Origin of the sequence: Streptomyces sp. 11-1-2 (genome assembly GCF_003595545.1) — a bacterium.
Taxonomy (GTDB): domain Bacteria; phylum Actinomycetota; class Actinomycetes; order Streptomycetales; family Streptomycetaceae; genus Streptomyces; species Streptomyces hygroscopicus_B.
Window position 1 is genome coordinate 2,144,134 of sequence record NZ_CP022545.1, and the last position, 24,770, is coordinate 2,168,903.

The following is a 24,770-nucleotide window of genomic DNA, read 5'->3' on the forward strand; positions in this document are numbered from 1 at the left end:
CGCTGTGCCGCACGCTGTACCGCACACTGTGCCACACAGCGTGCGGTACAGTGTGCGGGTAAGCTCTTCGGCATGGCCATTCGGGAGAAGATCGTCACGGCCGCGCTCCGTCTGGCCGTGACGCGAGGGATCGGTTCGCTGAGCGTCCGCCGTGTCGCGGTTGAAGCGGGCGTGGGGGCGACGACGCTCCGGCGTTACTTTCCAACCCAGGTGGAGCTGCACCGTGTCGTCGCCGAGGAGTTCGTCCGCCGCTCCGTCGACGACCTCTCGATCGCCGACGACAAGCGCGATCCGTCACAACGCCTGTTCGAGTGCCTGGCTCAGCTCTTGCCTTCACGCGGCCGGACGGCGGCGGTCGAGGGCTGGTTCGGGCCGCATCGGTTGTCGGCCGGATCTGACGCCATTCCCGGCGCGCGCGTCATCGTCGAGAGCACGCACCGATTATTGGCGGAGCGCGTGCGCCGGTGGCTGACCATCCTCGCCGGCCGGGGGCACCTCAGACCCGAGGAGGTCGACGGCCATGCCTTCTCCGCGTTGACGCTTGTCAACGGGCTGTACCTGAAGGCACTGCTCCACCCCGACCAAGCCGACCTTGATGCCGCGAAGAACACGATCCGCTGGTTCGCCGAGCGGGTGGTCGGCAGTCGATCCGCGTCGTACCGGTGACGTTCCGCCTTGGTCTCCGGCTCCCGCGATCCTTCAGGCCGGTTTCGCGTCCGGGGCGTTCTCGCCGGAAGCGGCCAGGGACTGTTCCGTGAACCAGCGAAGTGTGTTTTCCGCCCGGTCGAGCGCCGCTTCGCTCTTGTCGAACAAGAGGCTCAGGTGCAACCCGTCCACGAGGGCCACAAACCGGGCCGCCAGCACCTCTGGCGTGTCTTGCAGCGCATATCCGTCCGCTGCCAAAAGCGTGAACCAGCGCGTCACGATCACGACCGACTCATCGTGCCCGGACAGCACCATTTCGTGAACCTCCTCGTTGGCATTGGGGCCAAGAGCGAGGGTGACCAGTTCGAACCACATCATGAGGGCGAAATCCCGGTCCGCCGCGCCGGGGAGGAACTGCCGCAGGCTCGGATACAAGCGATCCGCGGGGCCAGGGAGACGTCCTGGATCCACTCGTCGCTGAGCACGTGGGAGACAATCCGCCCCGCGACGGCCCGGTAGAGCAACGCCTGTGAGGGGAAATACGCTCGCAACGTCGTCGCGCCAATACCGGCCGCGGCGGCGACAGATCGCACGCTCAGGCCCCGAAGGCCGTCCGTTGCGGCGAGACGCGTTGCCACGTCCAAGATGTGTTGTCGCTTGTCGGCATTCCCAACCACGTCGCGATCCTATAGCGCAGCAAGCAGCACAGAGCACCAGGGTGGCTCGGGCCATCGCGAAGCCCCTGGTCAGCCACCACCATACGACCGGCCGCGGCAGCGCCGCCCGGCTCTGGGGGCGGAATGCGGATACCGCCTTTAGGGTGAAAAGTGATGGCACGCTCGCACGCACACCCGGCATGCTCACACGCACACTTTGAGGGGCAGCATGAGGGACCACGCTGACGCTGAGTACGAGCCGGACGAGCTGGACACGGACAAGGAGCAGCGTGACGGACTCCCGTCCGAGGGCGACGAGGAATCGGCCGAGGCGCAGTGGGACGACGAGGACGAAGAAGACGAGGGCGAGCCCCTCGAAGGCGAGCTGGAAGTGGCACCTCGGTCGCAGCCCGCCGGCAAGTCCGGCGACCCGGATGTGCTCCTCGACATACCGCAGCTCCAGGTCGAGGAGATCAACCTGCAGGTCGAGGACCTGCGAGCCAGGGTCTCCCTGCAGGCAGAGGTCCTGGACCTGCTCAAGCTCAACGTCGGCGCCGACGTGTCGCTCGGCCGTGTGGAGCTCGACATCAAGGGCGTGGAGGCGCAGGCCCTGCTCAAGGTCCGGCTCGACAATGTCGCCGCGATCGTCGGCAGGGTGCTGTCCACCATCGACCGCAACCCCCAGATCCTGGAGCAGTTGACGTCCGGTCTCGGGTCCGCGGCGGAGAGCCTGGGTAGCGGCGCCGAGCAGGCGGTCGGCGAGCTGGGAGAGGGCGCCGGAGAAGCCGTCCAGGACGTGGGCAAGGGCGCGGGCAAAGCTGTCGAAGAGGTCGGGGAGGGCGCGGGCGGAGCCGTAGAGGACGTCGGTGAGGGGGCGGGCAAGGCGGCGGGAGAGGTGGGCGAGGGGGCCGGGAAGGCCACCGAAGAGGTGGCGGAGAGCGCGGCGGGGGCGGTCGACGAGGCGGGCGGCACCGCCACCGAGACCGCGCGGTCGGCCGGGCGTACGGCGAAAAAGTCCACGGGCAGGGCGGCCGGCAAGGTCACGGGCAAAGCCTCGGGCCACGTCTCGGGGGCCGCCCAGCGGACCGCGAAAGAGCCGGCCCCGGAGTCCGAAGGCGGGAGCAAGCCTGGGCGGACCCTGCACAAGAGGAAGGCAACGACCCGCAGCCGCGAGCAGGAACGGCCGCCCTGAAAGGCCGCTCCGGACCTCGAGGCCGGCTCCACCGTGGAGGCCGACCGGCCGCGTTCTCGCGGGCCCCACCGGGATAGCGAGGGCTCGGATGCGGCTCGGAGCCGCACATCGGTCTCCCACGCCATGCGCCGCCGCCTCTCGTACGGCCCGCCGTCGTACGAGTCCCGGCAGAGTGACTGCTCACGGCGATCGAGCACGCCACCCGCCGGGTCCGGATCCTCGGCGCGACCGCGCACCCCACCGCGGCCTGGATCACCCAAGCCGCCCTGAACTCGGCCATGGACCGCCAAGAGACAGGCACCAGGGCGAAGTTCCTGATCCGGGACCGGGACAGTCCGTACCCGACATCGTTCGGCACCGGGTGGACCTCGGGGTGCAACAGCAGGATCGCGGCGGTCGGGTCGTGGATGGGGCAGCTTTGCCGGCCGTAGGTCACCGAGAAGTACGCGGAGAACTTGCCGATGCTCAGCTGGGCGAGCCGGCCGGCGGGGGTGGTCAGGGCGTCGATCGCGGCCAGGTCGGCCGACCGCAGCCAGGTGGTGAGGGTGACGTCCAGCCCGGCCGGCACGCAGCGCCGCCAGCCGGCCGAGAAGACCAGGCTCGCTGCCTCGGGGTCGTGCTTGATGTTGGACTCGGCCCAGGGTGTGTTGTTTCCGGGCACGGTCACCGCGCCGCCCATCACCGAGATTCCGGCGATCAGGTTCGACAGCTCCGGCTCGATCATGAGTGCCGGCGCGATGTTGGTGAGCGGCCCGGTGGCGATGATCTCCAGCTCGCCCGGGTGCTGCCGGGCCAGCTGGACGAGCCGCTCGGCGGCGGAGATGTCGGTGCGTACCCGCACCTCCCGGTCGATGGGGATCTCGCCCAGTCCGTCGGAGCCGTGCACCTTGGCGCTGTACTGCACCGGCTGGGCCAGTGGGTGCCGGGCCCCGACGGTGACCATGTTTCCGCGGCTGGGACACCTGGCCGTAACTCACGCATCCGCCCTGCTTCATCTGCTGCCGATGACGGGCCCGAGCGACCGCGACAAGGATGCGGGGATCCTCGCCCTGCACCACCAGATCATGGTGCTGGAGCGGCATCTCGGCCAGGACAGGGTGCGATTCGCTCCGAGCGACCGGGCGTTCCCGGCGGCGCTGCCGCATCGGCTGCCACGTGAGGTGCCGCGCGGGCCGCGCCTGGTGGGGCGGCCTCTTCGAAAGCCAGGGCGAGCTCTCCGGCCGTCAGAGGATGCTCAGTCGAGACAGAACTCGTTGCCCTCAATGTCCTGCATCACGATGCACGACTCATTGTGGTCATCGGCAAGCAGCACTTGCACGCGTACCGCGCCGAGCGCGACCAGTCGTACGCACTCGGCTTCGAGTGCGGCAAGGCGCTCTGCACCCACGAGCCCGGTGCCGACCCGCACATCAAGATGCTGACGATTCTTGACGACCTTGCCTTCGGGGACGCGCTGGAAGAACAGTCGCGGGCCCACCCCTGAGGGATCAATGCATGCGAACGCCGAACCCTGACGCTCAGGCGGCAGCGAGCGATCGAAATCGTCCCACGAAGCAAACCCCTCCGGTGGCGGCGGTACGACGTACCCCAACACCTCGCACCAAAAGCGAGCGACGCGCTCGGGTTCTGCGCAGTCGAAGGTGACTTGGAACTGCCTGATCGATGACATCGGCGCACCATAGCAGGGGGACTCTGTTGCTCACTTCCAGGTGTGGATCCGCATGTTGTCGGGAGGACGGCCCCTGCCGGCCGGTCGTCATCGGAGAGGCGGTCCTGCCCCCGTCCGGCCCGTGGCCGGCGCTCGCGCCGGCCACGGGCCGCCAGGCAGGAGCAGCGATGAGTTTTGGCGCGGTGGAGAGTCGGTACCGGGTGAGCACTCCGTACGAACGAGAGAGAGGGGTCCTGTTGTGGCGAAATTTGTGACCATCGGGTACGGGGACCAAGACGGCTACGACCGCACCGACGCGGCGGTCCGGAACGAGGCGCATGCGCATGACGCCCGCCTGCTTGAGGCCGGGGCCGTTGCGGGCATCGCCGGCTCCCCTGTACAGGTGCGCAACCACGACGCTGTCGGCACGACCGTGGAGAGCGGCTCCTTCATGTCCTCGGCTCTCCCGGTGGCCGGATTCGGGATCATCGAAGCCACGACCATCGAGGAGGCCATCCAACTCGTGTCGAAGACCCCATGCGCAGTCGCACACGGTGTGGTCGAGGTCTGGCCGTTGCGGGAGGCCCCGTAGATCGCGGGGAAACGCACTCTCATCGGCTGGTGCGTTGACCGTGAACGTGCGGCGGGTGGGTTGATCACACGGCGTACTGGTGGGGTCGGGCCCCAGCGCTGTTGTCGTGCGAAGCGGATGCGGGCGCGTCCGCGGCGCTGGGCCTCCAACGACGCTGAGGTGGCGGCCGACGCTGGATGTGAACCGGTTGAGCCATGAACTGAGCGGGCGCTCTACTCTCTCGTACGTCCGTGCGTCGTCTCGATCGACGTCAACGCACAGCCGTCATAGCGAAGGGGCACCGTCATGGCCGAGCCGTTCTCCGTCCGCGTCACCGTCCGGGGATACGAAACCGACATCCAGGGTCATTTGAACCACAGCGTCTATCTGCAGTACGCGGAACACGCCCGCTGGAGTCTGCTCCAGCGGGCCGGGATTCACCAGGCTGCCCTCCTGACCAAGGGCGTGGGCCCGGTCGCGCTGGAGACGACCATCCGCTACAAACGCGAACTGCTCGCAGGCGACGAGACGGAAGTGACCTGCGCCTTCGAATGGGGCGAGGGCAAGACCTTCCGCATCGAGCAGACGATCCGGAAGACCGACGGCACAGTGGCCGCCGAAATCACCGGGCTGGGCGGGCTGATGGACCTCAGGGAGCGCAAGCTGGTGGCGGATCCACGCGAGTACTTCCGGGCGCTGTCCGCCGATCCGAAGCTGTTCGGCCTCTGAGGTTCCGACCGCCTGCCCATCAGTCGCCTCCGGCCGGTGCACGGCGCCGACGAAGACCAGGTCAGTCGGCCGTCATGGCACGCCGAACGCTCTCGAGGAGCAGTTCCCGGCGCTGCTCGTGCACTGCTTCGGGCTCCTGCGCGGTCGCGGCGTAGACGTTGCTGACGGGCGACCATGCCATGGACATCGCGATAACCATGGCCATCAGGCTGAAGGGGTCTCCCGGCCTTACCCGCCCGGCCGCCTGCGCTTCGGCGATGGCGCGCAGCTTCCGGTCGTCCAGACGGTCCGGAGCGTCGACCAGGTGACCGGCCGGGCGTCGCCCCAGGCGTGCCCAGGTGGCCAGTCGGATGTGCCGGGCCGGCCAGGAGAACTTCTGCCATACCTTCCCGACTCTGACCTACGGCGGCACGGACCGCCACGACGGATCGACCACCTTGGGGGCTACTCCCGCGAGTACGTCGTGCGCGACCGCTTCGCGTACGGGCTTCCGGCAGGACTGGACCCTGCTGCCGCGGCACCGTTGCTCTGCGCCGGAATCACCGTCTGGGAGCCACTGCACAGTCTCGACGCGGGGCCGGGAACACGGGTCGCCGTCGCCGGGCTGGGCGGACTGGGGCATCTCGCGGTCAAGATCGCCGTGGCGCTCGGCGCCGAAACATCGGTGATCAGCCGGTCGGCGGACAAGGCCGACGACGCCCGCCGGCTCGGCGCGCACGATCTCCTCGTCTCCACGGATCCGGGCCAGATGGCCGACGCACGCGACCGCTTCGACGTCGTCATCGACACCATCTCCGCCCCGCACGACCTCGGGCCCTACCTGCGCCTGGTCGCGATGGACGGGACACTCAGCCACGTCGGGCACCTGGGACCCGTCACCGTGGAGACCCTCGACCTGCTCATCGGACGCAAGAAGCTCAGCTCCGCGGGCAGCGGCGGCAGGCCCGCCACAGCCGCCATGCTTGACTTCTGCGCCGAACACGGCGTTGCCGCCGACATCGAACTGCTCCCCTCCACGCAGGTGAACGAAGCCCTGGACCGCCTCGGACGCAACGACGTCCGCTATCGGTTCGTCCTCGACATGAGCGACCTGGACTGAAGGCGACCGCGGCGGATCAGCGCGCCCCGGACACGCGGGGCAGGTCCGAGGACGACTCGTACGGACCGAGACGGCCGGTGAGCTCCGACCGTCTCTGCGGGCTATATCCACATCAGCACGATCGAGGCGACGAGCAGCCCGGCCAACAGCAGACGAGGTGCGCTCGCCGCGCAACGTGCACACATACGCCCGCAACGTGGCCAAGGACCGCACGTCGTTCCCCCTGTCCGCCGGATTCCGGGCGAAGCATCCCCCTCATCCACCCGCCCAGGGCAATGCGGGGCGGCCTGCGGTCGACGTCCAGGTGAACGCGCAACCCGGACAAACCCCTCTCCTGCCACAGCCTCGTAACAGCGGCCATCCGGAGGACAACTCCCACCCCACCCCGCCGGTCGAACCTGGTGCGTCGCACACCCGCGCCGCGGCGGAACCGGTGCCGCCCGGCGCGACTCCTCCAGTCCCGACCGAAGTTGGAGTTGACCCGTGCCCAGGAAGTCCCTGCCGACGCGGCTCGCCGCCACCGCCGCGCTCCTGCTCGCCGCAGGCGCCCTGTCCGCGCCCGCCGCCTCGGCGAAGCCGTCGGACGCCTCCCCCGGCGACGCCTACGTGCTGACCGTGAGCACCAATCCGCCCAGCACCGACTACGACAACCGCAGCGTCGACGTCACCGGCACCGTCACCAAGGCCGACGGCACCCCGGCGCCCAACATCCCCGTCACCATCCAGGAGGTCGTCCTCTTCACCACCTGGAATCCGTGGGGCGACCCGATCGACCCCACCTACTACGAGCCACGCGACCTGGGCACGCCGGTCACCGACGCAGACGGGAAGTTCACCATCCCCGACGTCGACATCGACCACGTGACCGGCAGCAGCCTGCTCAACGTCCAGCACGAGGTGCGGATCACCGCCCTCTACGACGAGGACGGCGACCTCAACACCCCGCAGGACGGCTACTACGCGGACACCACCGTGGCCGCCAACCCCAAGTCCAGCTCCGTCAGTTACCAGGTCAACAAGAAGAAGGTGAAGGCGGGCGACATCCTCACCGTCCAGGGCAGGGTCACCCTCCCCAAAGGGGTCGAGCCCCAGGGCACCGAGGTCTTCCTGCAGACTTACTGGGAGAACGAGTACCACGTGAAGACCACCGTCGAGGACGACGGCTTCTTCGTGCTGTCCGTGCGCGTCTCGCGCGAGGACGACACGTTCCGGCTGCGCACGGCTCCGACGGACCTCTACGTGGCGGGCGCGGACCAGCCGCTCCCGATCACCAACACCTCGCTCCCTCGCACCTAGCCCTCCGGACGGCGGGACTTCGGGCGGGACTGTTCTCTTCGTGGCTGTCAGTCCAGCGGCTCGATCCAGAGGTTCCTGAAACGGACCTTGTTGCCGTGGTCCTGGAGCCGGATTGCGCCCGCGGCGGCCGATTCGGCGTCGCCGGCGCCGGTCGGACCGTCCACTGCCACCTTGTCGTGGACCTTCCTGCCGTTCCACACCACGGTGATCCTGGCGTCCTCGGTCTTTTGGCCCGCGGCGTCGAAACGGGCCGCACGGAAGACGATGTCGTACGTCTGCCAGGTTTCCGGTGGAGTGGCGGCGTTCAGATCGGCGGCCTTCTTGTTGTAGATGGACGCGGCCTCGTCCGGCGCGAGTTTCTCCACTCCGAAGGAGTCCAGGATCTGGATCTCATACCGCTCCTGGAGGTAGATGCCGCTGTTCCCGCGGTCTTGCCCGGTGACATCGTCCGGCAGCTTCGGCACCCGGAATTCGGCGTGCAGCCTGAAGTCGCCGAAGGCCTGCTTGGTGCGGATGTCGCCGCAGCACACCTCGATGGAGTCCTCGGCGGAGTGCGGCCATTCGACGCCGCGGCCGTCGGTGTGCTGCCAGGCGGTGGAGACGCTGCCGCCGGAGAACAGGTCGATCCGGCTGCCGGTTCTCCGCACCTCGATCATGTCGAGGTTGACGTGGCCGGTGTCCTCGGGCCGATAGGTGTAGGCGATGGTGTTGCGGCCCTTGCGCAGGGAGAGCCGCTCGGTCTCGGTGGACCAGCGGTTCCAGGCACCGGTGGAGGGGAGGCTGGTCTGCTGCGCCTGGCCGCCGTTGACGGTGATGCCCATGGTCTTGGTGCCGGTGAAGGGGTGGGGGCCGTTGGCGTAGCGCAGTCCCACGTCGTAGCTGCCCTTCGCGGGCGCGTCGACCTCGAAGGTGGCCGTGGCGCCCGGGGTGCCGAAGCCGTCGGCGAAGCCACCGCCGGTGTAGCCGGCGTGCTCGGTGTCGATGTCGGCTCCGCCGACCAGGCGTGCCGATTCCGCGTCGTACGAGGTGATGGGCTGTTCGGGGCCGGGGCGTGCGTTCAGCGTGTACCAGGCCTCGGTGGACCAGAGTTGCTCACCGGCGTCCGAGGCGAAGGGGCGCGGTGACCGTACGTGCACCACCCGGTCGGTCTTGAGGCCGGGGATGGTGAGCCGGACCGTGCGACGGTCGGCGGACAGTCGGGCGGCCGCGACGGGGAGGGCCTCTTCGTCGATTTTGGGGCCGCCGTACGCCGGGGTGGGGACGTAGCGCCACTGCTCGACGGAGTAGGCGCCGTTCGTCAGCTTGGCGGCGGTCTCCGCCGACAGGGGCTTGGTATAGGTGAGTTCGAAGCCGTCGCGGGTGGCGCGCATGGTCTTGATGTCGAAGGCGGTCTTGCCGTTCGGTGTGAGTTTCTGCAGGCCGAAGCGGAGTTTGCCTTCCTGGCCCCAGTTTCCGTCGGCGCCGAGACCGCCGGCGTAGATCGCACCGTCCGGTCCGGTGCTGATGCGGGTGATGCCGACCTCCAGGCCCTGGGTGTGCCGGAACACCGCGCCCTGGTATTCGCCGTCCACCTTCTCCAGGTCGGCGCGCTGGATTCCGCCGTAGGTGACGTCGCCGAAGAGCATTTGCCCGGCGAAGGGTCCCTTTTTCAACAGCATCGGCGTGCTGGGCGAGTTGGCTATCTCGTTCTGCGGCAGCCAGAGCGCGGGCTTGGTGACCGGGCGGTCGTCGAACGGCCCGTCCGGGTTGGTGTAGTGGTTGAAGAAGCGGTCCTGCTTGACGTGGAGCAGCTTGGAGGCGGGCAGCCAGCCGCCCTGGTTGTCGGTGACGAAGAGATCGCCCTGGGGGCCCCGTCCGATCCCGTTCGGTGTACGAAGGCCGCCGGCCAGGTAACTCACCTTTCCGGTCTTCTTGTTCACCTTGATGGTGGTGCCGCGGTTCGCGGCGGGCTGCGGATCGGTTGTCGCACCGCCGTAGTTGATGGCCACGGAGAGGTTCAGATAGAAGTTCCCTTTCTCGTAGAGCAGTCCGAAGGCGAACTCGTGGAAGTTCCCTCCGTACGGCCAGTCGGCGACCTTGCGGATCTCGCCCGGGGCGTTGTCGCCCTCGGTATCGGACAACTCGGTGAGCTGGTGCTTCTCCGAGACATAGAGCTTTCCGTCGACGTACTTGATCCCCATCGGCTCCTTCAGACCGCCGGCGATCTTCTTGTACGTGACCTTCTCCGGGCCGGTGTCACCCGTGACGTGGTCGAGGACGTACACCTCCCCCTCCGTCGTGGTGCTGCCGCCCCACGTCGTCACGGCGAGCTTGCCACCCGGCAGCCAGTCCATCGCGGAGACCTGCGGCTCGAAGCCCTCGGGGCGCAGATCGGTGAGGGTGTAGCCGGGGTTGACCGAGGTCAACGGGAGGCCGTCGCCGGGGGTGTCATAGCTGCCCTCGCACTCCTTGCGGCCGGGGGCGGTGACACGGACGACGTCGGCGTCGGTGCTGAGCACGGAGTTCGGGACGAGGGAGAAGTCGTCGGCGCCCGGCGGCTTCCACTGGAGGGTGACCTGCTGGTCGCCGCCGCGGTCGAAGTGGTCGATGCGCAGGGCGTGGTAGCCGGGTGCGAGGGCGATCTCGCCGTCCTTGGGCTCGGCACCGTGCAGTCCGTCGTGGTCGACGACCTTCTTGTCACCGATGAGCAGTCGGGAGCCGTCGTCGCTGATCAGGCGGAACGTGTACGTGCCGTCAGTGGGGACGTCGATGTTGCCGATGATCTGCGACACGAAGTTGTCGGTGAAACCGAAGCCCTCGGTGGAGGACCAGTCGGCGTTGGGGATCAGCTTGTCGACGTTGGGGGTCTGGGCCGGCTTGAGGTCGCAGAGCTTGCTCAGCGGGGACTGGATATCGAAGACGCGGAGGGTGACGCCAGGTTCCTGGGGCGGCAGGTCCCCGAAGGGCTTTTCGTCCGCTTCGGCGGCCGGTGTCGCGAGACCGCCGGCGAAAAGGGCCGCGAGGAGCGGGCCGGCGATTCTTCGTGGTCTACGGCGATGGCTATGGAGGCTCGGGGGGTGCTTGCGTGACGTCACTCTTCCTCCTGCTGGGCGCTGGGCGGCGCGGCCCGACGGCGGACCGCGGTGTCAGGGAGTGGAGCTCGTCCGCGTACGGGTGGTGCGGCGGTATTCCGCCGTGATGCACGCAGACGTCCGTACGAAAGCGACGCCCAGCGTACGAACTGCGCCCCGAACCGTCCATACTTTGTCCTCACCCAGTCGAAAGTCCCGTCCCTCGCCACCCTCCTGACAGCGGACGGGACGGGCCCCGGAACCCCGGCGGCGTCGTCAGTCCGACAGCACGGTCAGGGGCGATTCACCCGCCCGCAGCCGAGCGAGCAGGGCGGGCTCCGCACGGTCCGAGGCGAGCGCGCGGGCGAGCACATCGGCCGCGATCCGCGGGCTGATGACCAGTACACCGTTGTCATCGGCCAGGACGAGGTCACCGGGGCGGACGACGGCGCCGCCGCAGGACACGGTCCGGCCCACTCCCCCGTCGCCGCGCCCGAGCCTCTTGGTGGTGAGCAGGCTGGTGCCCCGGGCGAACACCGGCAGCCGCATCTCCCGCAGTTCCCGCAGATCGGTGACGACTCCGTCGACCACGACGCCCGCGTCGCGCTGCAGATCGCAATCGAAATGGGCGTGCGTCTGGAGTCTCTGCGATTTTTGATCCGCGACCGGGACGGCGAATACACCGAATCCTTCGACGCAGTCTTCCAGGCCGAGGACATCGAGTCCTCGGCGGCCTGATCAACGAGTACAGATACGCGGCCTGACAAGCCGCGATGGGTTTCTGAACGGCACACGGTACGCCCGCGCAGGGAACTCGTCAGGCGGTTTTGACGACGGTGCCGCCCTTTCCGAGCGCGGCCACCTCGTCGGCGGGTGCCGTGGCGTCGGTGACGAGGGTGTGCAGTTGCGTGGAGGGGCCCACGTAGGCGTAGGCGGTGCGGCCGAGTTTGCTGCCGTCCGCGGCGACGATGACGCGACGCGAAGAGGCGACGCTCGCCTTCTTCACCGCCGCGTCGTCGAGGTCGTAGGCGGTCAGGCCCTCGGCCGCGCTCAGGCCGCAGCAGCCGATGACCGCGGTGTCGAAGCGCAGTGCCGACAGGGAGGCGAGGGTGAGGGGGCCGGTCAGGGCTCCCTCGGCGGCGCGGGGCTGTCCGCCGGGCACCATCAGCGTGGCCGGACCTGGGGCGTCGCCGAGTAGGTGGATGGCCTGCAATGACAGGGGCATCACGGTGACCGGCCGCTGACGCAGCAGGCGGGCGACCTCCAGGCAGGTGGTGCCGCTGTCCAGCAGGACGGTCTCACCGTCGGCGATGAGGGAGGACACCTCCGCTGCGATCCGGCGCTTGGTGTCGACCGCCTCACGGGCGCGCAGCGCGAAGGGCGGCTCCTCACCCCTGAGCAGCAGGGTGCGAGCCCCGCCCCGGACACGTTCGAGGACGCCTTGCGCGGCCAGTGTGTCGAGGTCGCGCCGGATGGTCATCTCCGAGGCACCGGTCAGCTCGGCGAGTCCCTGGACCGTGACACTGCCCGACTCCCTGACGGCCTGGGCGATCAGCCCGTGACGGTCTGCGTTGCTCATACCGCGATTGAACACTACCCTAAAACGAACAAGCAAGCTGTTCGTATATGGGCCTTCCAAACACACAATATGTTCGTTACGGTGGCCGGCATGGAACGCTCGCTTCGATCCGCCCGTGTGGCGAACTTCGTCTACTTCGTCCTGTGCGGCACCCTGATGGGCACCTGGGTGGTGCACATCCCCGCCATCGAGGAGCGCGCGGGCATCAGCCACGCAACGCTGGGGAGCCTGCTGGTGCTGCTGGGGCTCGGGGCCTTCACCGGGATGCAGGTCGCCGGCCGTCTGGCCGACCGCCTCGGGGCGCGCGTCGTGCTCCCCGTCGCCGGCGTTCTGTCCAGCACGGCTGCGGTGCTGCCCGGCCTGCCCCGGGATCCCTGGATGCTGGCGGGCGCCCTGCTGGTCTTCGGCTTCTGCAACGGTTGCCTCGACGTGAGCATGAACGCCCACGCCGTGCACGTGGAGAAGGCATACAACCGGCCGGTCATGTCGGCCTTCCACGCCATGTTCTCCGTCGGCGGCGTCATCGCCTCACTCGTCGGAGCGGGCGCCGCGAGCGCCGGTATGAGCCCGGCCGCAGGCATGGGCGCCGTGGGAGCCGTGGGCATCGTGACCGCACTGGCGTCGGCACGCGGTCTGCTGCCGACCGCGCCGCCGTCGGCCGCCACTGCCACCGCGGAGGGTGAGGAAGCCCCGGCCGGGAAGCGACGCAGCGCCCCCGGGCGTATCTGGGTCCTCGCCGCTCTGGCTTCGATGGTCATGCTGAGCGAGGGAGCCGCCAACGACTGGAGCGCTCTGCACCTGAAGGACATCCTCGGCGCACCCGCGAGCACCGCCGCCGTCGGGTACGGCACCTACGCGGCGGCGATGACCATCGGCCGACTGCTCGCCGACCGCGTCTCCGGCCGGTTCGGGCCCATGGCCGTCCTGCGCTACGGCGCGGTCACGGCCGCCGTCGGGATCACGATCGTGGCCGTCTCGCCGTGGATATGGGCCGCGTTCGCGGGCTGGGCGCTGTTCGGCCTGGGACTGTCCGGCTGCGTCCCCCAGCTGTTCAGCGCGGCCGGGCGCGCCGACTCCTCCGCCGCCGGCGCCAACGTCTCCCGCGTCGCCGGGCTCGGTTACCTCGGCATGCTCTCCGGGCCCGCCGTCATCGGCTGGCTGACCCATCTCATGGCACTGAACCACGCCTTGCTGCTGCTGACTCTGCTGTGCGCCATCGCCGCTGCGGCCGCCGGAGTCCTGCGTACCGGATCCGACCGCACGCGCGAGGTGGCACGCAGCAGCCACTGACCGCCTGTGCGGCACGACCCTGACGCCCGTGCCGCACAGGCCCCTCCGCTCCCCCACCGTCGCTGGACCGGTGGGGGGAGAGAACCCACCGCCAACAGAAGGAGCCGTCGATGCCCAGGACAGACACCACCCACGCCCGCGGCCGTGTCGGTGTCCTGCTCCCCCGCGATCTGCCCGTCCGGGACGTGCTGCCCTACGCCCGGCGAGCCGAAGAGCTGGGGTTCGACCAGGTGTGGGTGGTGGAGGACCTCGGCTGGCGCGGCGCACTCGCACAGGCCGGCCCCGTCCTCGCCAGTACCACCGGCATCACCGTCGGCATCGGCATCATGCCCGCCGGTGCCCGCAACGTGTGCTTCGCCGCGATGGAACTGGCCACCCTCGCCCAGCTCTACCCCGGCCGGCTGATCACCGGCATCGGTCACGGTATGCCCGACTGGATGCGCCAGGCCGGGGCCTGGCCGGCCAGCCCCCTGACGCTGATCAAGGAGTACACCACCGCGCTGCGCCTGCTCATGCGCGGCGAACCCGGCCCGGCAGACGGCCGCTACGTGCGCTGCGAAGGCGTCGTCCTCACCGAGACTCCCGACATCGTCCCGCCGGTCATCCTCGGCGTACGCGGCCCCAAGTCACAGGCAGCCGCGGGCGAAGTGGCCGACGGGCTCCTCCTGGCCGAGCCCGCGGCCCCCGCCTACATCACCACCTCACTGCGGCACATGCGCAGCACTTCGGACCCCGGCGCCCCCGAAGTCGTCACCTACGACGCCGCCGCCGTCGATGACGACGAGGACGCCGCTCTCGCCCGCGTCCGCGACGGCCTGAGTGCCATCGGCGAGCCGGACTGGGCCGCCCACATCGACCCCCTCCCGTTCGCCACGCAGCTGCGCGAACACCGCGCCGCCTGCGCCGACGCCCGGCAATTCGCCCAGACCATGCCCGCCAGCTGGGTCCGCCAACTGAGCATCGCCGGCACCCCCGACCAGGCACGCGAAGCGATCAAGGATCGCCACGCAGCGGGCGCGACCAGCGTCGTCCTCACTCCCACCGGTCCCGAATCCCTGGCATCCCTCGACTCGCTCGCCCGCGCCCTGGACCCCCGTCCCTGAACCGGAACCGCCGGCATCCGGAGGAACCCACCGCCATGTCCACCGACCGACGCATCGTGCTGTTCGACCTCTTCGGTGTCATCGCCCGCCACCAACGCCCGGGCGCCCTGGCGCAGATGGCCGCCCGGTGCAACGCACCCGCAGGCGCCTTCGCCGAGGCCTACTGGACCTGCCGTCCGCCCTACGACGCCGCGCAATGGTCCGCCCCCGAGTACTGGACGGCCGTACTGCGATGGCTGTCCCGCTCCGCCGACGCCGACACGATCGAGGAACTGCGCCTCGCCGACATCCACAGCTGGTCACGCGTCGACAAGAGCATGGTCGCCTACGTGCGGTCCCTGCGGAACGTCGCCGAGGTCGCCCTGCTGTCCAACATTCCCGCAGACCACGCGGACGCCTTCCTCACCGCACAGCCCTGGCTGCGGAACCTGGACCACACCGCCTTCTCCGGAAAGATCCACGCGGCGAAACCGAACCCGGCAGCGTTCCACCACTGCGTCGTCGCCATGCAGGCCGCGCCCGCCGATTTCCTCTTCGTCGACGACCGCGAGGAGAACGTACGCGCAGCACAGGCCACCGGTATGAACGGACACGTCTTCACCCGACTCGACGAGCTGACAGCCATCATCGACACCTGGCTGCCGCCCCGATGACCAACGCCGCCCGAGTAACGATGCCGTGTGCATCGTCCATGCCGCTCAGGATGCCCCAGGGTGCCGGGAGTGGCGGGGAAAACCCCGCGCCGGTGACACGGGTATCAGCCCGGACAGGTCGCGGGTCCGGCAGGAGGCGTGCGGCCATATCCGACAGCGCCGAGCCGAACGAGCGGCCCCGCTCCTCATAACTGAACACAGGCTCGGCAGAGCGATTGACGCACCAGCCGTCGCGGTCTACCTTCTGATCGATTCACCGAACTCAGTTCGAAATATCGGCCACATCTGGTGCCGGGCTACATATCTCATGTCCTCGACACGCCCACGAGCCGCAGCCGCGCACCCGGCTCCTGCACCTTCTCCCTTGGAGACCAAGATGAGTGCAATGACCTGCCCGGGCCCCCAGCCCTCCCGCCGCCGCTTCCTCGGCTTGGCCGCCGCCACTCCCCTGGCGGTGTCCGGCGCACTGGCCCTCGGCACCGGAACAGCCCACGCCGCCGACTCGGCCTATGCGATGTGCTACTTCACCGAGTCGACCAGCCTCGGCGAGGGCACCGACTACGGCCTCCACCTCGCCGTCAGTACGGACTCCCTCAACTGGACGCCGCTGAACCAGAACAACCCCGTGGTCACCCCTACCGCGGGCGCCCTCGGCCTGCGCGACCCTTTCCTCATGCGTAAACAGGACGGCACGTTCGTCGTCCTCGCCACCGACCTCAAGGGGACCGACTGGAGTTACAACAGCCAGTACATCCATGTCTGGGACTCCACCGCCTTACGCACCTTCACCGGCTACCGGCGGCTGAAACTGCACAACATGACCACCCACAGCTGGGCCCCCGAGGCGTTCTGGGACGCGGGCCGAGGGCAGTACGCGGTCATCTACTCCTCGGTCAACTCCAGCGGCCACAACGTGATCATGGTCAACTACACCAGCGACTTCGTCACCGCCTCCGCCCCGCAGGTCTTCTTCGACCCCGGCTACGACGTGATCGACGGAGACATGGCCGTCGGCGTCAATGGCTACAACTACTTGTTCTTCAAGAAGAACCAGACACTGGTGGCGGCCCGCTCGACCTCCCTGAACCCGGGTAGCTTCACCGAGTTCAGCACCGGTGTCGCGCACGGCGGCACCGAGGCCCCGACCGTCTACAAGTCCCTGACCTCGAACACCTGGTACCTGTGGGGCGACACCTACACCCCCAACGGGGTCTTCTACGCCTGGCGGAGCACCGACCTCGCCTCCGGCACCTGGACCGCGCTCGACCAGAAGACCTACACCCAGCCCGTCAACTCCAAGCACTGCGGCATCACGACGATCACCACGGCCGAGTACAACAACCTGATCGCCACATGGGGCTCCCCGGTCTGGAACCGGCTGAAGTCGTACAACCACCCGGCCCGTTACGTCCGCCACACCGGCTACGTCGGCCGCATCGACGCGTACCCCTTCGACCTCTATACCGACTCGCTGTGGAAGCTGGTGCCGGGCCTGGCCGACAGCTCGGGGGTCTCCTTCCAGTCGGTCAACAACCCCACCCGCCACCTGCGCCACTACGACTACCAACTCCGACTCGACGTCAACGACGGGACATCGACATTCGCCGCGGACGCCACCTTCTACCGCACGGCCGGCCTGGCAGACTCAACCTGGACTTCCTTCCGCTCGTACAACAACCCCACCCGCTACATCCGCCACTCCAACTACGTCCTACGCATAGACCCCATCTCCACGGCGACCGAGCAGCAGGACGCGACCTTCCGTGTCGGCTACTGAGCACCGGAGGCCCTGAGGCGGAGAGGTCATCGGCCTGGGCCGCAACCTCTGCGGCCGAAAGAGGACTTGTGGCCGTTGCGCTCTGTCGCGCCGGGTTCCCGCCCACGATGGTGTACGGCGGCACGTCGGCGGTGACCATCGCACCGGCCGCGATCACGGCACCGTCAGTGGCCACCTGGCTGCCCGTTCGCGAGCCGGACCTGACCGTCGGGGTGGTGCTGCGCGAGGAACGGCGCTACAACGCGCAGCCCGACGTCGCCTTCCTTCCCCTCCACGATGCCCCGCCCGTCCAGTGGGCCCTGATCTGGCGCACCGACAGCGCGACCCCACTGGTACGCGCACTCGCCGAGGCGGCGACGGACTGCGGGGACGCAAGCGCCGAAAGCTCTGCCGGCCCATCCCTGCATACCTGACGCCCATGCTGTGACTGAGCGCTTCAGTCGGCCCTACAGCGTCTCTGTCGGCCCTTCAGCGTCTCTGTCGGCCCGGCTGAGCATCGGGGCCGGCCTGCAGAGTGGTGCTGGTTCCGTACGCCATCGAGCCGAAGGTGACGGAACGGCGGGAGGCGAGTCGGGGTGGCCTGCTCTCGCTCGCCGCTCGCCGCCGCGACGAGCCCGCCAGGGAATGTCACTCCGATTCGGTCGCGCGGTACCGGGGAGCGAATTCCTCTTCGACGAACCGTTCGATGGAGGTAGGGGTCGAGGTGCGGGCGGTACGGGGCTGCCGCATCCGCGTGTGCCGGGAGTTGAGGGACTTGCCGACCTCGGCCATCATGTCCGCGACGTTGGCGGATACGCCATTCCTGCGGAGTTCCGCGTGGAAGGCGGCGAGGCTGATCTGCTCGTAGCTGAGATCGTCCGCACCTACGGCCTTCGCGATCGCGTCCGTGGCTTCCCGCATGCTCACGTCGCGTTCACCCTGGAGCTCCAGGACCTCCGTACCGCGCCAGGTGCCGGTGGCAAGTTCCTTTGCGGCTCTGACCCCGATGTCGCGGGTGGCGACGAAGGGCAGCGGAAGGTCGGGGTCGAAGGGGGCGCTGATGCGGTGGTGGTCCCTGACAACGTCGATGTGGTCCAGCAGGTTCTCCATGAAGTAGCCGGCCCGAAGCCACAGCGTGTCCACTCCAGGGGCGGCCGAGAGGGCCTGCTCGAAGCGGTGGAGCCCCGTGACCGGGCCGGTGCCCTCGGTGTGTTGGGCTCCCCAGCTGCTGAGCCCGACAACGCGGGTAATACCGGACGCGGTGACCGCCTTGGTCAGGGAGGCCGTCACCTGGTCCTGGAAGGCGCCGAAGTCGGGATGGTCGGGGATGTAGTTGGGCTGGATCACCGCGTAGACGCCGTCCGCGCCGCGGAAGGCATCGGTCAGTGCAACGGTATCGGTCTGGTCGGCCTCCCACACCTCGGCGCCCCGCTCGGCGAGGTCGGCGAGCCGCCGGGCCGAACGGCCGATGGCTCGGACGGGGTATCCGTCCGCAAGCAGACGCACAGCGGCAGCCCGACCGGTACGGCCACTGGCGCCGGTGATGACGAACATCGACTCATCTCTTTCTTTCGCGTTCCGTACTGGTACCGGGAGGCCATCCGCGACCGTGCGGCGCCCTGACGTCGGGGGAGCCGGGGGGAGACGGGAAAGGGGCGTTCGGCTGAGAGCCGTACGTTCCCGGCACTCCTCGTCACGGTAGGCGTCCGGCTCGCCGGACAGGTAGGAGCGGCACACCCACCCCGAGTGGTGCACGGCCCTCTCCCCACCACGGCGAACGGCCATGCTCGTACGCTGGTGGTGTGAAGGTTTCGAGCGGCCACAGCGGGGACGGCGGGCCACTGGCCAGCTTTCTGCGCGCCAGACGGAAGCAGGTGCGCCCCGAACAGCACCGGCTGGCTTCGGGGGCGAAGCGCCAGGTGCCGGGGCTGCGGCGGGATGAGGTGGCGTTCCTGACCGGGATCAGCACCGACTACTACGTGCGCCTCGAACAGGGGAGGGAACGGCGACCGTCCCGCGCGGTGGTGGACGGGCTGTGTGAGGCGTTGCTGCTGGACATCGCGGCGGCGCGTTACCTGCGTGAACTCGCCGCCGGTGAGGCGGCCACGGAGGGGACGGATCCCGGCATGGGCAGGGAACGGCGGGAGGCCGTGCACCGGCTGCTCGGCTCCGTGACGGTGCCTGCCCTGCTGCTGAACCGGTGGCTCGACGTCGTGAGCAGCAATACGCTCGGCGACCTTCTCCACGAGGGGCTGGAGCCCCGGTACAACTATGCCCGCATGGTGTTCCTCGCACCCGGGGCGCGGTCGTTCTTCACCGAGTGGCCCGAACTCGCGCGCTGTATCGTGGCGGCCCTACGCGCACAGGCCGGCTCCGGGCCGGAGTCGGCCCGCCTGACAGAACTGGTGGGAGAGCTGGCCGCGTACAGCGATGTTTTCAGCTCCTCCTGGGGCGAGCACCGCATCTACGAGAAGGTGATGGACCGCAAACTTCTCCGGCATCCGCGGGTCGGGCCTCTCGCACTCGACCAGCACGTCCTGGAGCTGCCGGGAGGCGAAGGCCACAGGATCTGGGCCTACCACCCGGCGGACGGCGCCACCTCGGACGCCCTGCTTCGGCTGGGCTCCTCCGCGCCGCCGCTCGGACATCCGGGCCCGGGGCCCATGGAGCGCACGGAGTAAGACGGGAATCGGCGGTCCGAACCTGTGCCGTTCGGAAACTCATCGCCGCTGCTCGGAGCGGGTCTGGCGGTCCATCGCGGTCTGCTGGAACCCTGTCCGGGTGTTCGTCTCTCTGGTGTACCAGGTGGCTCGGCAGTTGCTCGCATTCCCGGCGTTGCTGTTGCGTCGGGATGCGGCCAAGGACGCGGAACTGCTTGTGCTGCGACACGAGAACGCGGTGCTGCGCAGGCAGCTCACGAGCCTGTGCGGTACGAGCCGACGGATCGGCTGTGGTTCGCGGCGCTGTCGTCCAGGCGGCTCTGCCTCGCGCGGCCGGCGTGAGTGGAAGGGCACGCTCGGCCCGACGGGTGCGCTCCCCCTGCCGGAGGAGGATCCCCGCTCCGCTGCGGCGCCGGGCACGCCCCGGTCCGTCAGACGTCCGCCCCGGCCGCCCGCACGATGATCTTGCCCTGGTTCTCGCCCCGCAGCATCCCCAGGAACCCGTCCACGATGCCGCCGAAGCCGTCGACCACGGTCTCATCGAGCATGACGCGTCCACTCTGCAGGTGCGGCACGACGAACTCGTACAACTCTTCCTGAACCTCAAGGTAGTTGAGGACCAAGAAGCCCTCCATGCGCAGGCTCTTCTCGACCATGTCGGGAAGGTTGCGCAGGGCGTAGGGCGTGCCGGTGCTGTTGTACTGGGCGATCGTGCCGATCCGCACGATCCGTCCGTACTCACGCAGCGAGGAGATCGCCGCTTCGAGGTGCTCGCCGCCGACATTGTCCATGTAGACGTCGATTCCGGCGGGCGCCGCCTTGGCGAGCAGCTCGGCCGCCGGGCCCGAGTGGTAGTCGAAGACCTCGTCGTAGCCGACGTGTTCGGTCAGGTAGGCGGCCTTCGCCGCCCTGCCCGCACTGCCGACCAGCCGTCCCGCGCCCATCAGCCGGGCGAGCCGCCCGGTGGCCGTGCCCACACCGCCGGCCGCCGCCGAGACAAACACGTCCTGCCCCTCGCGGAGTTCGGCAATGCGGGTGAGACCGACGTAGGCGGTCAGGCCGGTGCCGCCGAGGATGCCCAGGTGCGCGGAGAGCGGTACGCCGTCGAAGCGGGGGACAGCACGCGCCTCTTCGGAGGTGACGACAGTGTGGGTACGCAAGCCCTGCCGGTGGAAGATGATCTCGCCCTCGCGGAGCGCCGGATCGCGGGAGTCCACGACCCGGCCGATAGTGCGGCCCTCCAGGGGAGCGTTCAGCGCGAAGTCCCCGTCCATCATTTCGCGGTGGTAGGGGTCCACCGACCAGTACAAGTTCTCCACCAGCGCCGTTCCCGGGCCGGGCTCCGGCATCGCGGACTCGACGAAGGCGAAGTGGTCGGGGGTGGGGAAGCCATGGGGGCGGGCGGTCTGGTGCACGGTGAGCGCGGTCTCGGTCATGACGGTGACCGTACGAAGGAATGCGGAGGCCGGGGAGAGGGTTGCGCTCATGGAACGGCCCGATCCATGAAGGGCCCTCATAGAAGCAGGTGGGCCCCCCTATGACAGCCTCAGCCCCCCTAACCCCCGCACCCACTGCGGCTGCCGCCACCGACCTCGCCCCGCACGAGCTCCGCATCCTCGTGGCCGTCGACCGCGAGCGCGGGTTCTCGGCCGCCGCCAAGGTCCTCGGACTGACCCAGTCCGCAGTCTCGCACTCCATACGCGGGACGGAACGCAAGGTCGGAGCGGTCCTCTTCGAGCGGGGCCGGAAGGGCGCGACGCCCACCGCGGCCGGTACCGCCGCTGCCGCCCACGCCCGCCGGGTCCTGCGGCTCCTGGACACCCTGGCCGCAGAGGCCCGCGGCGCCGAGCGGGGCACGGTCGCCGGCCCGCTGCGCATCGCCGCCTTTCGTAGCGCCGCCCTCTACCTGCTGCCGCCCGTCCTGGCGCGCCTCACCGCCCGCCACCCCGGCATCGAACCGGAGGTGCGTGTCGTCCGCGAGCTGGGCGCGGGCGCCGCCGGCGAGGTCGCCGAGGGGCGCGCGGACGTGGGCATCGCAACGATCGGCGCCACCTCGCCCGTGCCCGCTGGGCTCATCGGCGACGTACTCGTCGAGGAGCCCTATTCGCTGGTGCACCCGGCCGGCCACCCCGCCCCGCGCTCCCTGCCGCTGGTGGACTGGCACGAGAACTGCGGCTCCTACACCCGCCAGTGGTGGGCCAGGCAGGACTGGATTCCGAAGGCGACCGTCCTGACCGAGGACGACGGAGCGGTGCTCTCAATGGTGAGCAGGGGGCTCGGCATGGCGATCATGCCCGCGCTCTCGCTGAACGAAGCACCGGACGGCATCGAGATCACCGATCTCGGGCCCGAGCGCCCGACCCGTTCCGTGGGCTACATCACCACCCCGGAGCTGGCCTCCAGCGTCTCGGTCCGCGCCCTGATCCGCGAGCTCAGAGCGGCCCGCCAGTGAAGCCGGGGCGAGTTGACACCTGGTTGAGGACGAGACCGACTCGGCGGAACCCTCCGCCAGTACCAGCACGCCGCCTGAACTGCACGGATGATGTATCGGCACCCGCAGGTCGAGCCGGTCTCGTCCGCCGCCCCCTGGCGCCCGTCCCGGTCGCTCAGCTGAATGGGTCGAGCGTGATGTACGCCGTCTGCGGGTTGCCGTCGTTGACCAGCGACTCGTAGTTGCCGACGTCATCGAAGGCGAAGGCGTACGCCTTGCCATCAGCCATCTGGGCGTGGATCTTCCGGGCGTAGTGGTTGGTCACCGCGTCCTGGTAGAAGCCCGTGGAACTCGTATCGGGCTGGTTGGAGTTGGTCAGGAGGGTGGAACGGTTGTAGCCCGCGCACAGGGTGCGCGAGATCGGGCCGCGGACCAGGTCGTTCGGCGCGTCCAGGAACTTGTAGCAGCCGAAGATGCTGTCGGCGTCGGGCTTCTGGAAGGTGGTGACGACGGCGCCGGAGCTGTTGGTGAAATTCATGACGTTGCCGGAGACCCTGCCGTAGTACTTGGTGCCCGGCTGGTCCGCGAACGGTGTCACCGTCAACGTGGAGGTGGCGTACTTGGTCCAGACCCGGTTGATGTAGTCGTTCATGACGGTGCTCGGCAGGGCGCCGGCCTCGATGCCGTGGCCGGGTGCGAGGGCGCGCACGATGGTTCCGTCGGACCGGGTCCGGATGAGGTTGGCCCAGCCGCCGGGCTGGCCCTTCAGGGCGTTGAAGAATCCGGCGTAGCCGCCTGGCTTCAGGTGGCCGGTGGTCTTGACGGTGCCCGAGGTGTTCTTGACGCCGACCGCGTACGGGGCCGAGAACATGTCGACCTGTGTGCTGTTGATCCACAGTCCGGCGTCATTGAGGGTGTACTCGCTCCAGTTGAAGAGGATGTCCACGTTCGGGTCGGACGGGTTCTGCACCGCGGGCTGCACGAGGCCGCCGGTGGTCAGCTTGAAGACGAGCTTCTGGCCGTAGGAGAAGTAGACCCGGCCGGAGAACTTCGGCATCCGGATCGTCTTGGTCTGGCCGTTGCCCGGTCCGACGATCGACGCGTCGGGCGCGGGGGTCGGCGGGTTGCCGCCGGCGGGCCAGGCGTGGAACGTGCCGTTCTCGTCGGCCCAGCCCTGCTGGCCGGTCGAGAGCAGAGTCCCGATGTTGTAGATGTAGATCTGATCACTGCGCCCGGAGTTGTTCTTGAACTCGAGCGGGATGGTCGTGGGCACCGCGGCGTCGGCGTGGGATGCGGGGCCCACGGCCGTGAGTCCCGCGGCCACGGCCACGGCGGCGACCAGCGCCACCAGCACTTTCCGTAAGGCAAGCACGCTCGTCCTCCTGCCAGGTGGGCTTCTCCCACCGGAGTTGAATGCGACGGATGGACGGTCGGGGCCGCACCCCGCCGGAGGGGAGGTCAGGGGGCAGCGGACCCGTCCGGTCGTGTGAGAGCGCTCCTAGAGTGCTCCCTTGAGCTGCACACGTCCAGGTCTAGACCAATATGGATCACGGCCGGGGTTCCCGGCGCCACCAGCGCGTCGCCGGCGCGGCGAGGAGTGTCGCGCCGGCCAGGAGGGAGCGTGGTGCTCCAACCTACGCGCCGTCATCGGGCACGGGGATCAACTGCCGGGGACGGTGTCCTCGAACGTCGTGCCCGTGCCGCGGTACGCGCTCAGCTTGGCGGTGACCTGCGCCGGGGTGAGCACCTGGTCCTTGACGTGCAGGACGTAGTCGACCTGTTGGTCGTAGGCTCGCGCGGTCGTGCTGGTCTGGCCCGCGAGGTCGATCAGCCACTGGTTGAAGTTGATCGACATGGGCCGCTCCGGCAGGTACGCGGCGTCGTGGGTGCCGAAGAGCTGCCCGTCGATGTAGTACTTGATGGTGCTGTTGTCGATGGTCAGCACCAGGTCGTGCCAGCCGTTGTAGCTCCGACGGCCTTCGGTGTGCTGGTTGACCGCCACCCATGGATCGGGCTGGTAGGTCTCCCAGGACGTCGTGTAGAGGATGTCGGACGTCTCGCCCCAGCCGCGTCTGGATGCCGCGCAGCAGGCCGGTGAGGTGCGCGGCGCGCAGCAGCACCCCGTGCGGGTCGATGGTGAGCCCGTACCCTTCTTCACCGAGGCCGCCGAGCCCGGGGTCGAGCACCAGGGCGACCTGTCCGTCCGGGGACGGTCCCAGGGACAGCCCGGTGGCGGGGGCGAGCAGGCTGCCCAGCAGGTCCGCGGCCGGTTCGGTGCCCGCGCCGACGTGCAGTGCGGTGCTGCGGTCGAGCGTGAAGTGGCCGGGCCGGAGAGCGGCCTCGGTGGGGCGCGGTACGAGGGCGGGTGCAGTTCGGTGTGCGGGCACGGATCGCCTCCGGAACGGGGTCGCG

20 protein-coding genes and 5 pseudogenes are annotated in these 24,770 nt (G+C 69.1%); 13 read left to right on the forward strand and 12 right to left on the reverse strand.

What is annotated here, in order from left to right:
- Positions 1-72: 72 nt before the first annotated feature.
- Complete coding sequence (locus CGL27_RS08665; RefSeq protein WP_162952915.1) at positions 73-666, forward strand: TetR/AcrR family transcriptional regulator; 594 nt, start codon at positions 73-75, stop codon at positions 664-666.
- A 33-nt stretch (positions 667-699) separates the two neighbouring features.
- Here CGL27_RS08665 and CGL27_RS08670 read toward each other — a convergent pair whose 3' ends face one another.
- The gene (locus tag CGL27_RS08670; RefSeq protein WP_162952916.1) at positions 700-1,080 is read right to left on the reverse strand and encodes a TetR family transcriptional regulator C-terminal domain-containing protein; all 381 of its coding nucleotides are present in this window, start codon (positions 1,078-1,080) and stop codon (positions 700-702) included.
- A 450-nt stretch (positions 1,081-1,530) separates the two neighbouring features.
- Between CGL27_RS08670 and CGL27_RS51645 the strand changes: the two genes are divergently transcribed.
- Positions 1,531-2,493: a hypothetical protein gene (locus CGL27_RS51645; protein ID WP_240450402.1), complete on the forward strand. Its 963-nt coding sequence runs from the start codon at positions 1,531-1,533 to the stop codon at positions 2,491-2,493.
- A 232-nt stretch (positions 2,494-2,725) separates the two neighbouring features.
- Here the strand turns inward: CGL27_RS51645 and CGL27_RS51650 are convergent.
- Positions 2,726-3,436: pseudogene (locus tag CGL27_RS51650) on the reverse strand (nucleoside hydrolase); the annotation flags it as partial.
- Positions 3,437-3,727: 291 nt separating this feature from the next.
- Positions 3,728-4,162 (reverse strand): VOC family protein, encoded by a 435-nt coding sequence (locus tag CGL27_RS08695; RefSeq protein WP_078644918.1) that lies wholly within the window; start codon positions 4,160-4,162, stop codon positions 3,728-3,730.
- A 238-nt stretch (positions 4,163-4,400) separates the two neighbouring features.
- Between CGL27_RS08695 and CGL27_RS08700 the strand changes: the two genes are divergently transcribed.
- Entirely contained in the window at positions 4,401-4,733 is a 333-nt protein-coding gene (locus CGL27_RS08700; protein ID WP_119985749.1) for a YciI family protein, read from the forward strand.
- Between the two features lie 285 nt (positions 4,734-5,018).
- Positions 5,019-5,441: an acyl-CoA thioesterase gene (locus CGL27_RS08705; RefSeq protein WP_119985750.1), complete on the forward strand. Its 423-nt coding sequence runs from the start codon at positions 5,019-5,021 to the stop codon at positions 5,439-5,441.
- Positions 5,442-5,502: 61 nt separating this feature from the next.
- On the opposite strand, the pseudogene CGL27_RS08710 reads toward CGL27_RS08705, so the two are convergent.
- Positions 5,503-5,793 (reverse strand): annotated as a pseudogene (locus tag CGL27_RS08710) (TetR/AcrR family transcriptional regulator); the annotation flags it as partial.
- Between CGL27_RS08710 and CGL27_RS08715 the strand changes: the two are divergent.
- Positions 5,792-6,540 (forward strand): annotated as a pseudogene (locus CGL27_RS08715) (zinc-binding dehydrogenase); the annotation flags it as partial. The pseudogenes CGL27_RS08710 and CGL27_RS08715 overlap by 2 nt on opposite strands.
- Positions 6,541-7,023: 483 nt before the next feature.
- Positions 7,024-7,836 carry an acyl carrier protein gene (locus CGL27_RS08720; RefSeq protein ID WP_119985752.1) on the forward strand — a complete coding sequence of 271 codons (813 nt, stop codon included), beginning with the start codon at positions 7,024-7,026 and terminating at the stop codon, positions 7,834-7,836.
- A 47-nt stretch (positions 7,837-7,883) separates the two neighbouring features.
- Here the strand turns inward: CGL27_RS08720 and CGL27_RS08725 are convergent, their stop codons facing one another.
- From CGL27_RS08725 to CGL27_RS08735, 3 genes are all read right to left on the reverse strand, one after another.
- The gene (locus CGL27_RS08725) at positions 7,884-10,910 is read right to left on the reverse strand and encodes a family 16 glycoside hydrolase (protein ID WP_119985754.1); all 3,027 of its coding nucleotides are present in this window, start codon (positions 10,908-10,910) and stop codon (positions 7,884-7,886) included.
- Positions 10,911-11,162: 252 nt separating this feature from the next.
- Complete coding sequence (locus CGL27_RS08730) at positions 11,163-11,477, reverse strand: hypothetical protein (protein WP_205587647.1); 315 nt, start codon at positions 11,475-11,477, stop codon at positions 11,163-11,165.
- Positions 11,478-11,703: 226 nt separating this feature from the next.
- A complete protein-coding gene (locus CGL27_RS08735) occupies positions 11,704-12,465 on the reverse strand; it encodes a DeoR/GlpR family DNA-binding transcription regulator (protein ID WP_119985758.1) in 762 nt (253 codons plus the stop codon).
- A gap of 90 nt (positions 12,466-12,555) precedes the next feature.
- Between CGL27_RS08735 and CGL27_RS08740 the strand changes: the two genes are divergently transcribed.
- The 5 genes from CGL27_RS08740 to CGL27_RS53065 all read left to right on the forward strand — a co-directional run bounded on the left by CGL27_RS08740 (position 12,556) and on the right by CGL27_RS53065 (position 17,701).
- Complete coding sequence (locus CGL27_RS08740; RefSeq protein WP_240450403.1) at positions 12,556-13,755, forward strand: MFS transporter; 1,200 nt, start codon at positions 12,556-12,558, stop codon at positions 13,753-13,755.
- A 110-nt stretch (positions 13,756-13,865) separates the two neighbouring features.
- Positions 13,866-14,858: an LLM class flavin-dependent oxidoreductase gene (locus CGL27_RS08745; RefSeq protein ID WP_119985762.1), complete on the forward strand. Its 993-nt coding sequence runs from the start codon at positions 13,866-13,868 to the stop codon at positions 14,856-14,858.
- Between the two features lie 35 nt (positions 14,859-14,893).
- The gene (locus tag CGL27_RS08750; protein ID WP_119985763.1) at positions 14,894-15,511 is read left to right on the forward strand and encodes an HAD family phosphatase; all 618 of its coding nucleotides are present in this window, start codon (positions 14,894-14,896) and stop codon (positions 15,509-15,511) included.
- A gap of 385 nt (positions 15,512-15,896) precedes the next feature.
- Positions 15,897-17,288 carry a glycoside hydrolase family 43 protein gene (locus CGL27_RS08755; RefSeq protein ID WP_119985765.1) on the forward strand — a complete coding sequence of 464 codons (1,392 nt, stop codon included), beginning with the start codon at positions 15,897-15,899 and terminating at the stop codon, positions 17,286-17,288.
- A gap of 68 nt (positions 17,289-17,356) precedes the next feature.
- Positions 17,357-17,701: a hypothetical protein gene (locus CGL27_RS53065; protein WP_205587648.1), complete on the forward strand. Its 345-nt coding sequence runs from the start codon at positions 17,357-17,359 to the stop codon at positions 17,699-17,701.
- A gap of 214 nt (positions 17,702-17,915) precedes the next feature.
- On the opposite strand, the gene CGL27_RS08770 is transcribed toward CGL27_RS53065, so the two are convergent.
- Positions 17,916-18,821, reverse strand: coding sequence for an NAD(P)H-binding protein (locus tag CGL27_RS08770; RefSeq protein ID WP_162952917.1), 906 nt, complete (start codon positions 18,819-18,821; stop codon positions 17,916-17,918).
- A gap of 248 nt (positions 18,822-19,069) precedes the next feature.
- Between CGL27_RS08770 and CGL27_RS08775 the strand changes: the two genes are divergently transcribed.
- Positions 19,070-19,948, forward strand: a complete 879-nt coding sequence (locus CGL27_RS08775; RefSeq protein WP_119985769.1) for a helix-turn-helix transcriptional regulator — start codon at positions 19,070-19,072, stop codon at positions 19,946-19,948.
- 410 nt (positions 19,949-20,358) lie between these two features.
- Here CGL27_RS08775 and CGL27_RS08785 read toward each other — a convergent pair whose 3' ends face one another.
- Positions 20,359-21,363: an NADP-dependent oxidoreductase gene (locus CGL27_RS08785; RefSeq protein WP_119994300.1), complete on the reverse strand. Its 1,005-nt coding sequence runs from the start codon at positions 21,361-21,363 to the stop codon at positions 20,359-20,361.
- 101 nt (positions 21,364-21,464) lie between these two features.
- On the opposite strand from CGL27_RS08785, the gene CGL27_RS08790 reads away from it, so the two are divergent.
- The gene (locus tag CGL27_RS08790; RefSeq protein WP_119985771.1) at positions 21,465-22,379 is read left to right on the forward strand and encodes a LysR family transcriptional regulator; all 915 of its coding nucleotides are present in this window, start codon (positions 21,465-21,467) and stop codon (positions 22,377-22,379) included.
- Between the two features lie 154 nt (positions 22,380-22,533).
- Here CGL27_RS08790 and CGL27_RS08795 read toward each other — a convergent pair whose 3' ends face one another.
- The 3 genes and pseudogenes from CGL27_RS08795 to CGL27_RS50865 all read right to left on the reverse strand — a co-directional run.
- The gene (locus tag CGL27_RS08795) at positions 22,534-23,730 is read right to left on the reverse strand and encodes a glycoside hydrolase family 64 protein (protein WP_240450404.1); all 1,197 of its coding nucleotides are present in this window, start codon (positions 23,728-23,730) and stop codon (positions 22,534-22,536) included.
- 288 nt (positions 23,731-24,018) lie between these two features.
- Positions 24,019-24,426 (reverse strand): annotated as a pseudogene (locus CGL27_RS50860) (hydrolase); the annotation flags it as partial.
- 1 nt (position 24,427) lies between these two features.
- Positions 24,428-24,745 (reverse strand): annotated as a pseudogene (locus tag CGL27_RS50865) (glycoside hydrolase family 20 zincin-like fold domain-containing protein); the annotation flags it as partial.
- Positions 24,746-24,770 lie beyond the last annotated feature (25 nt).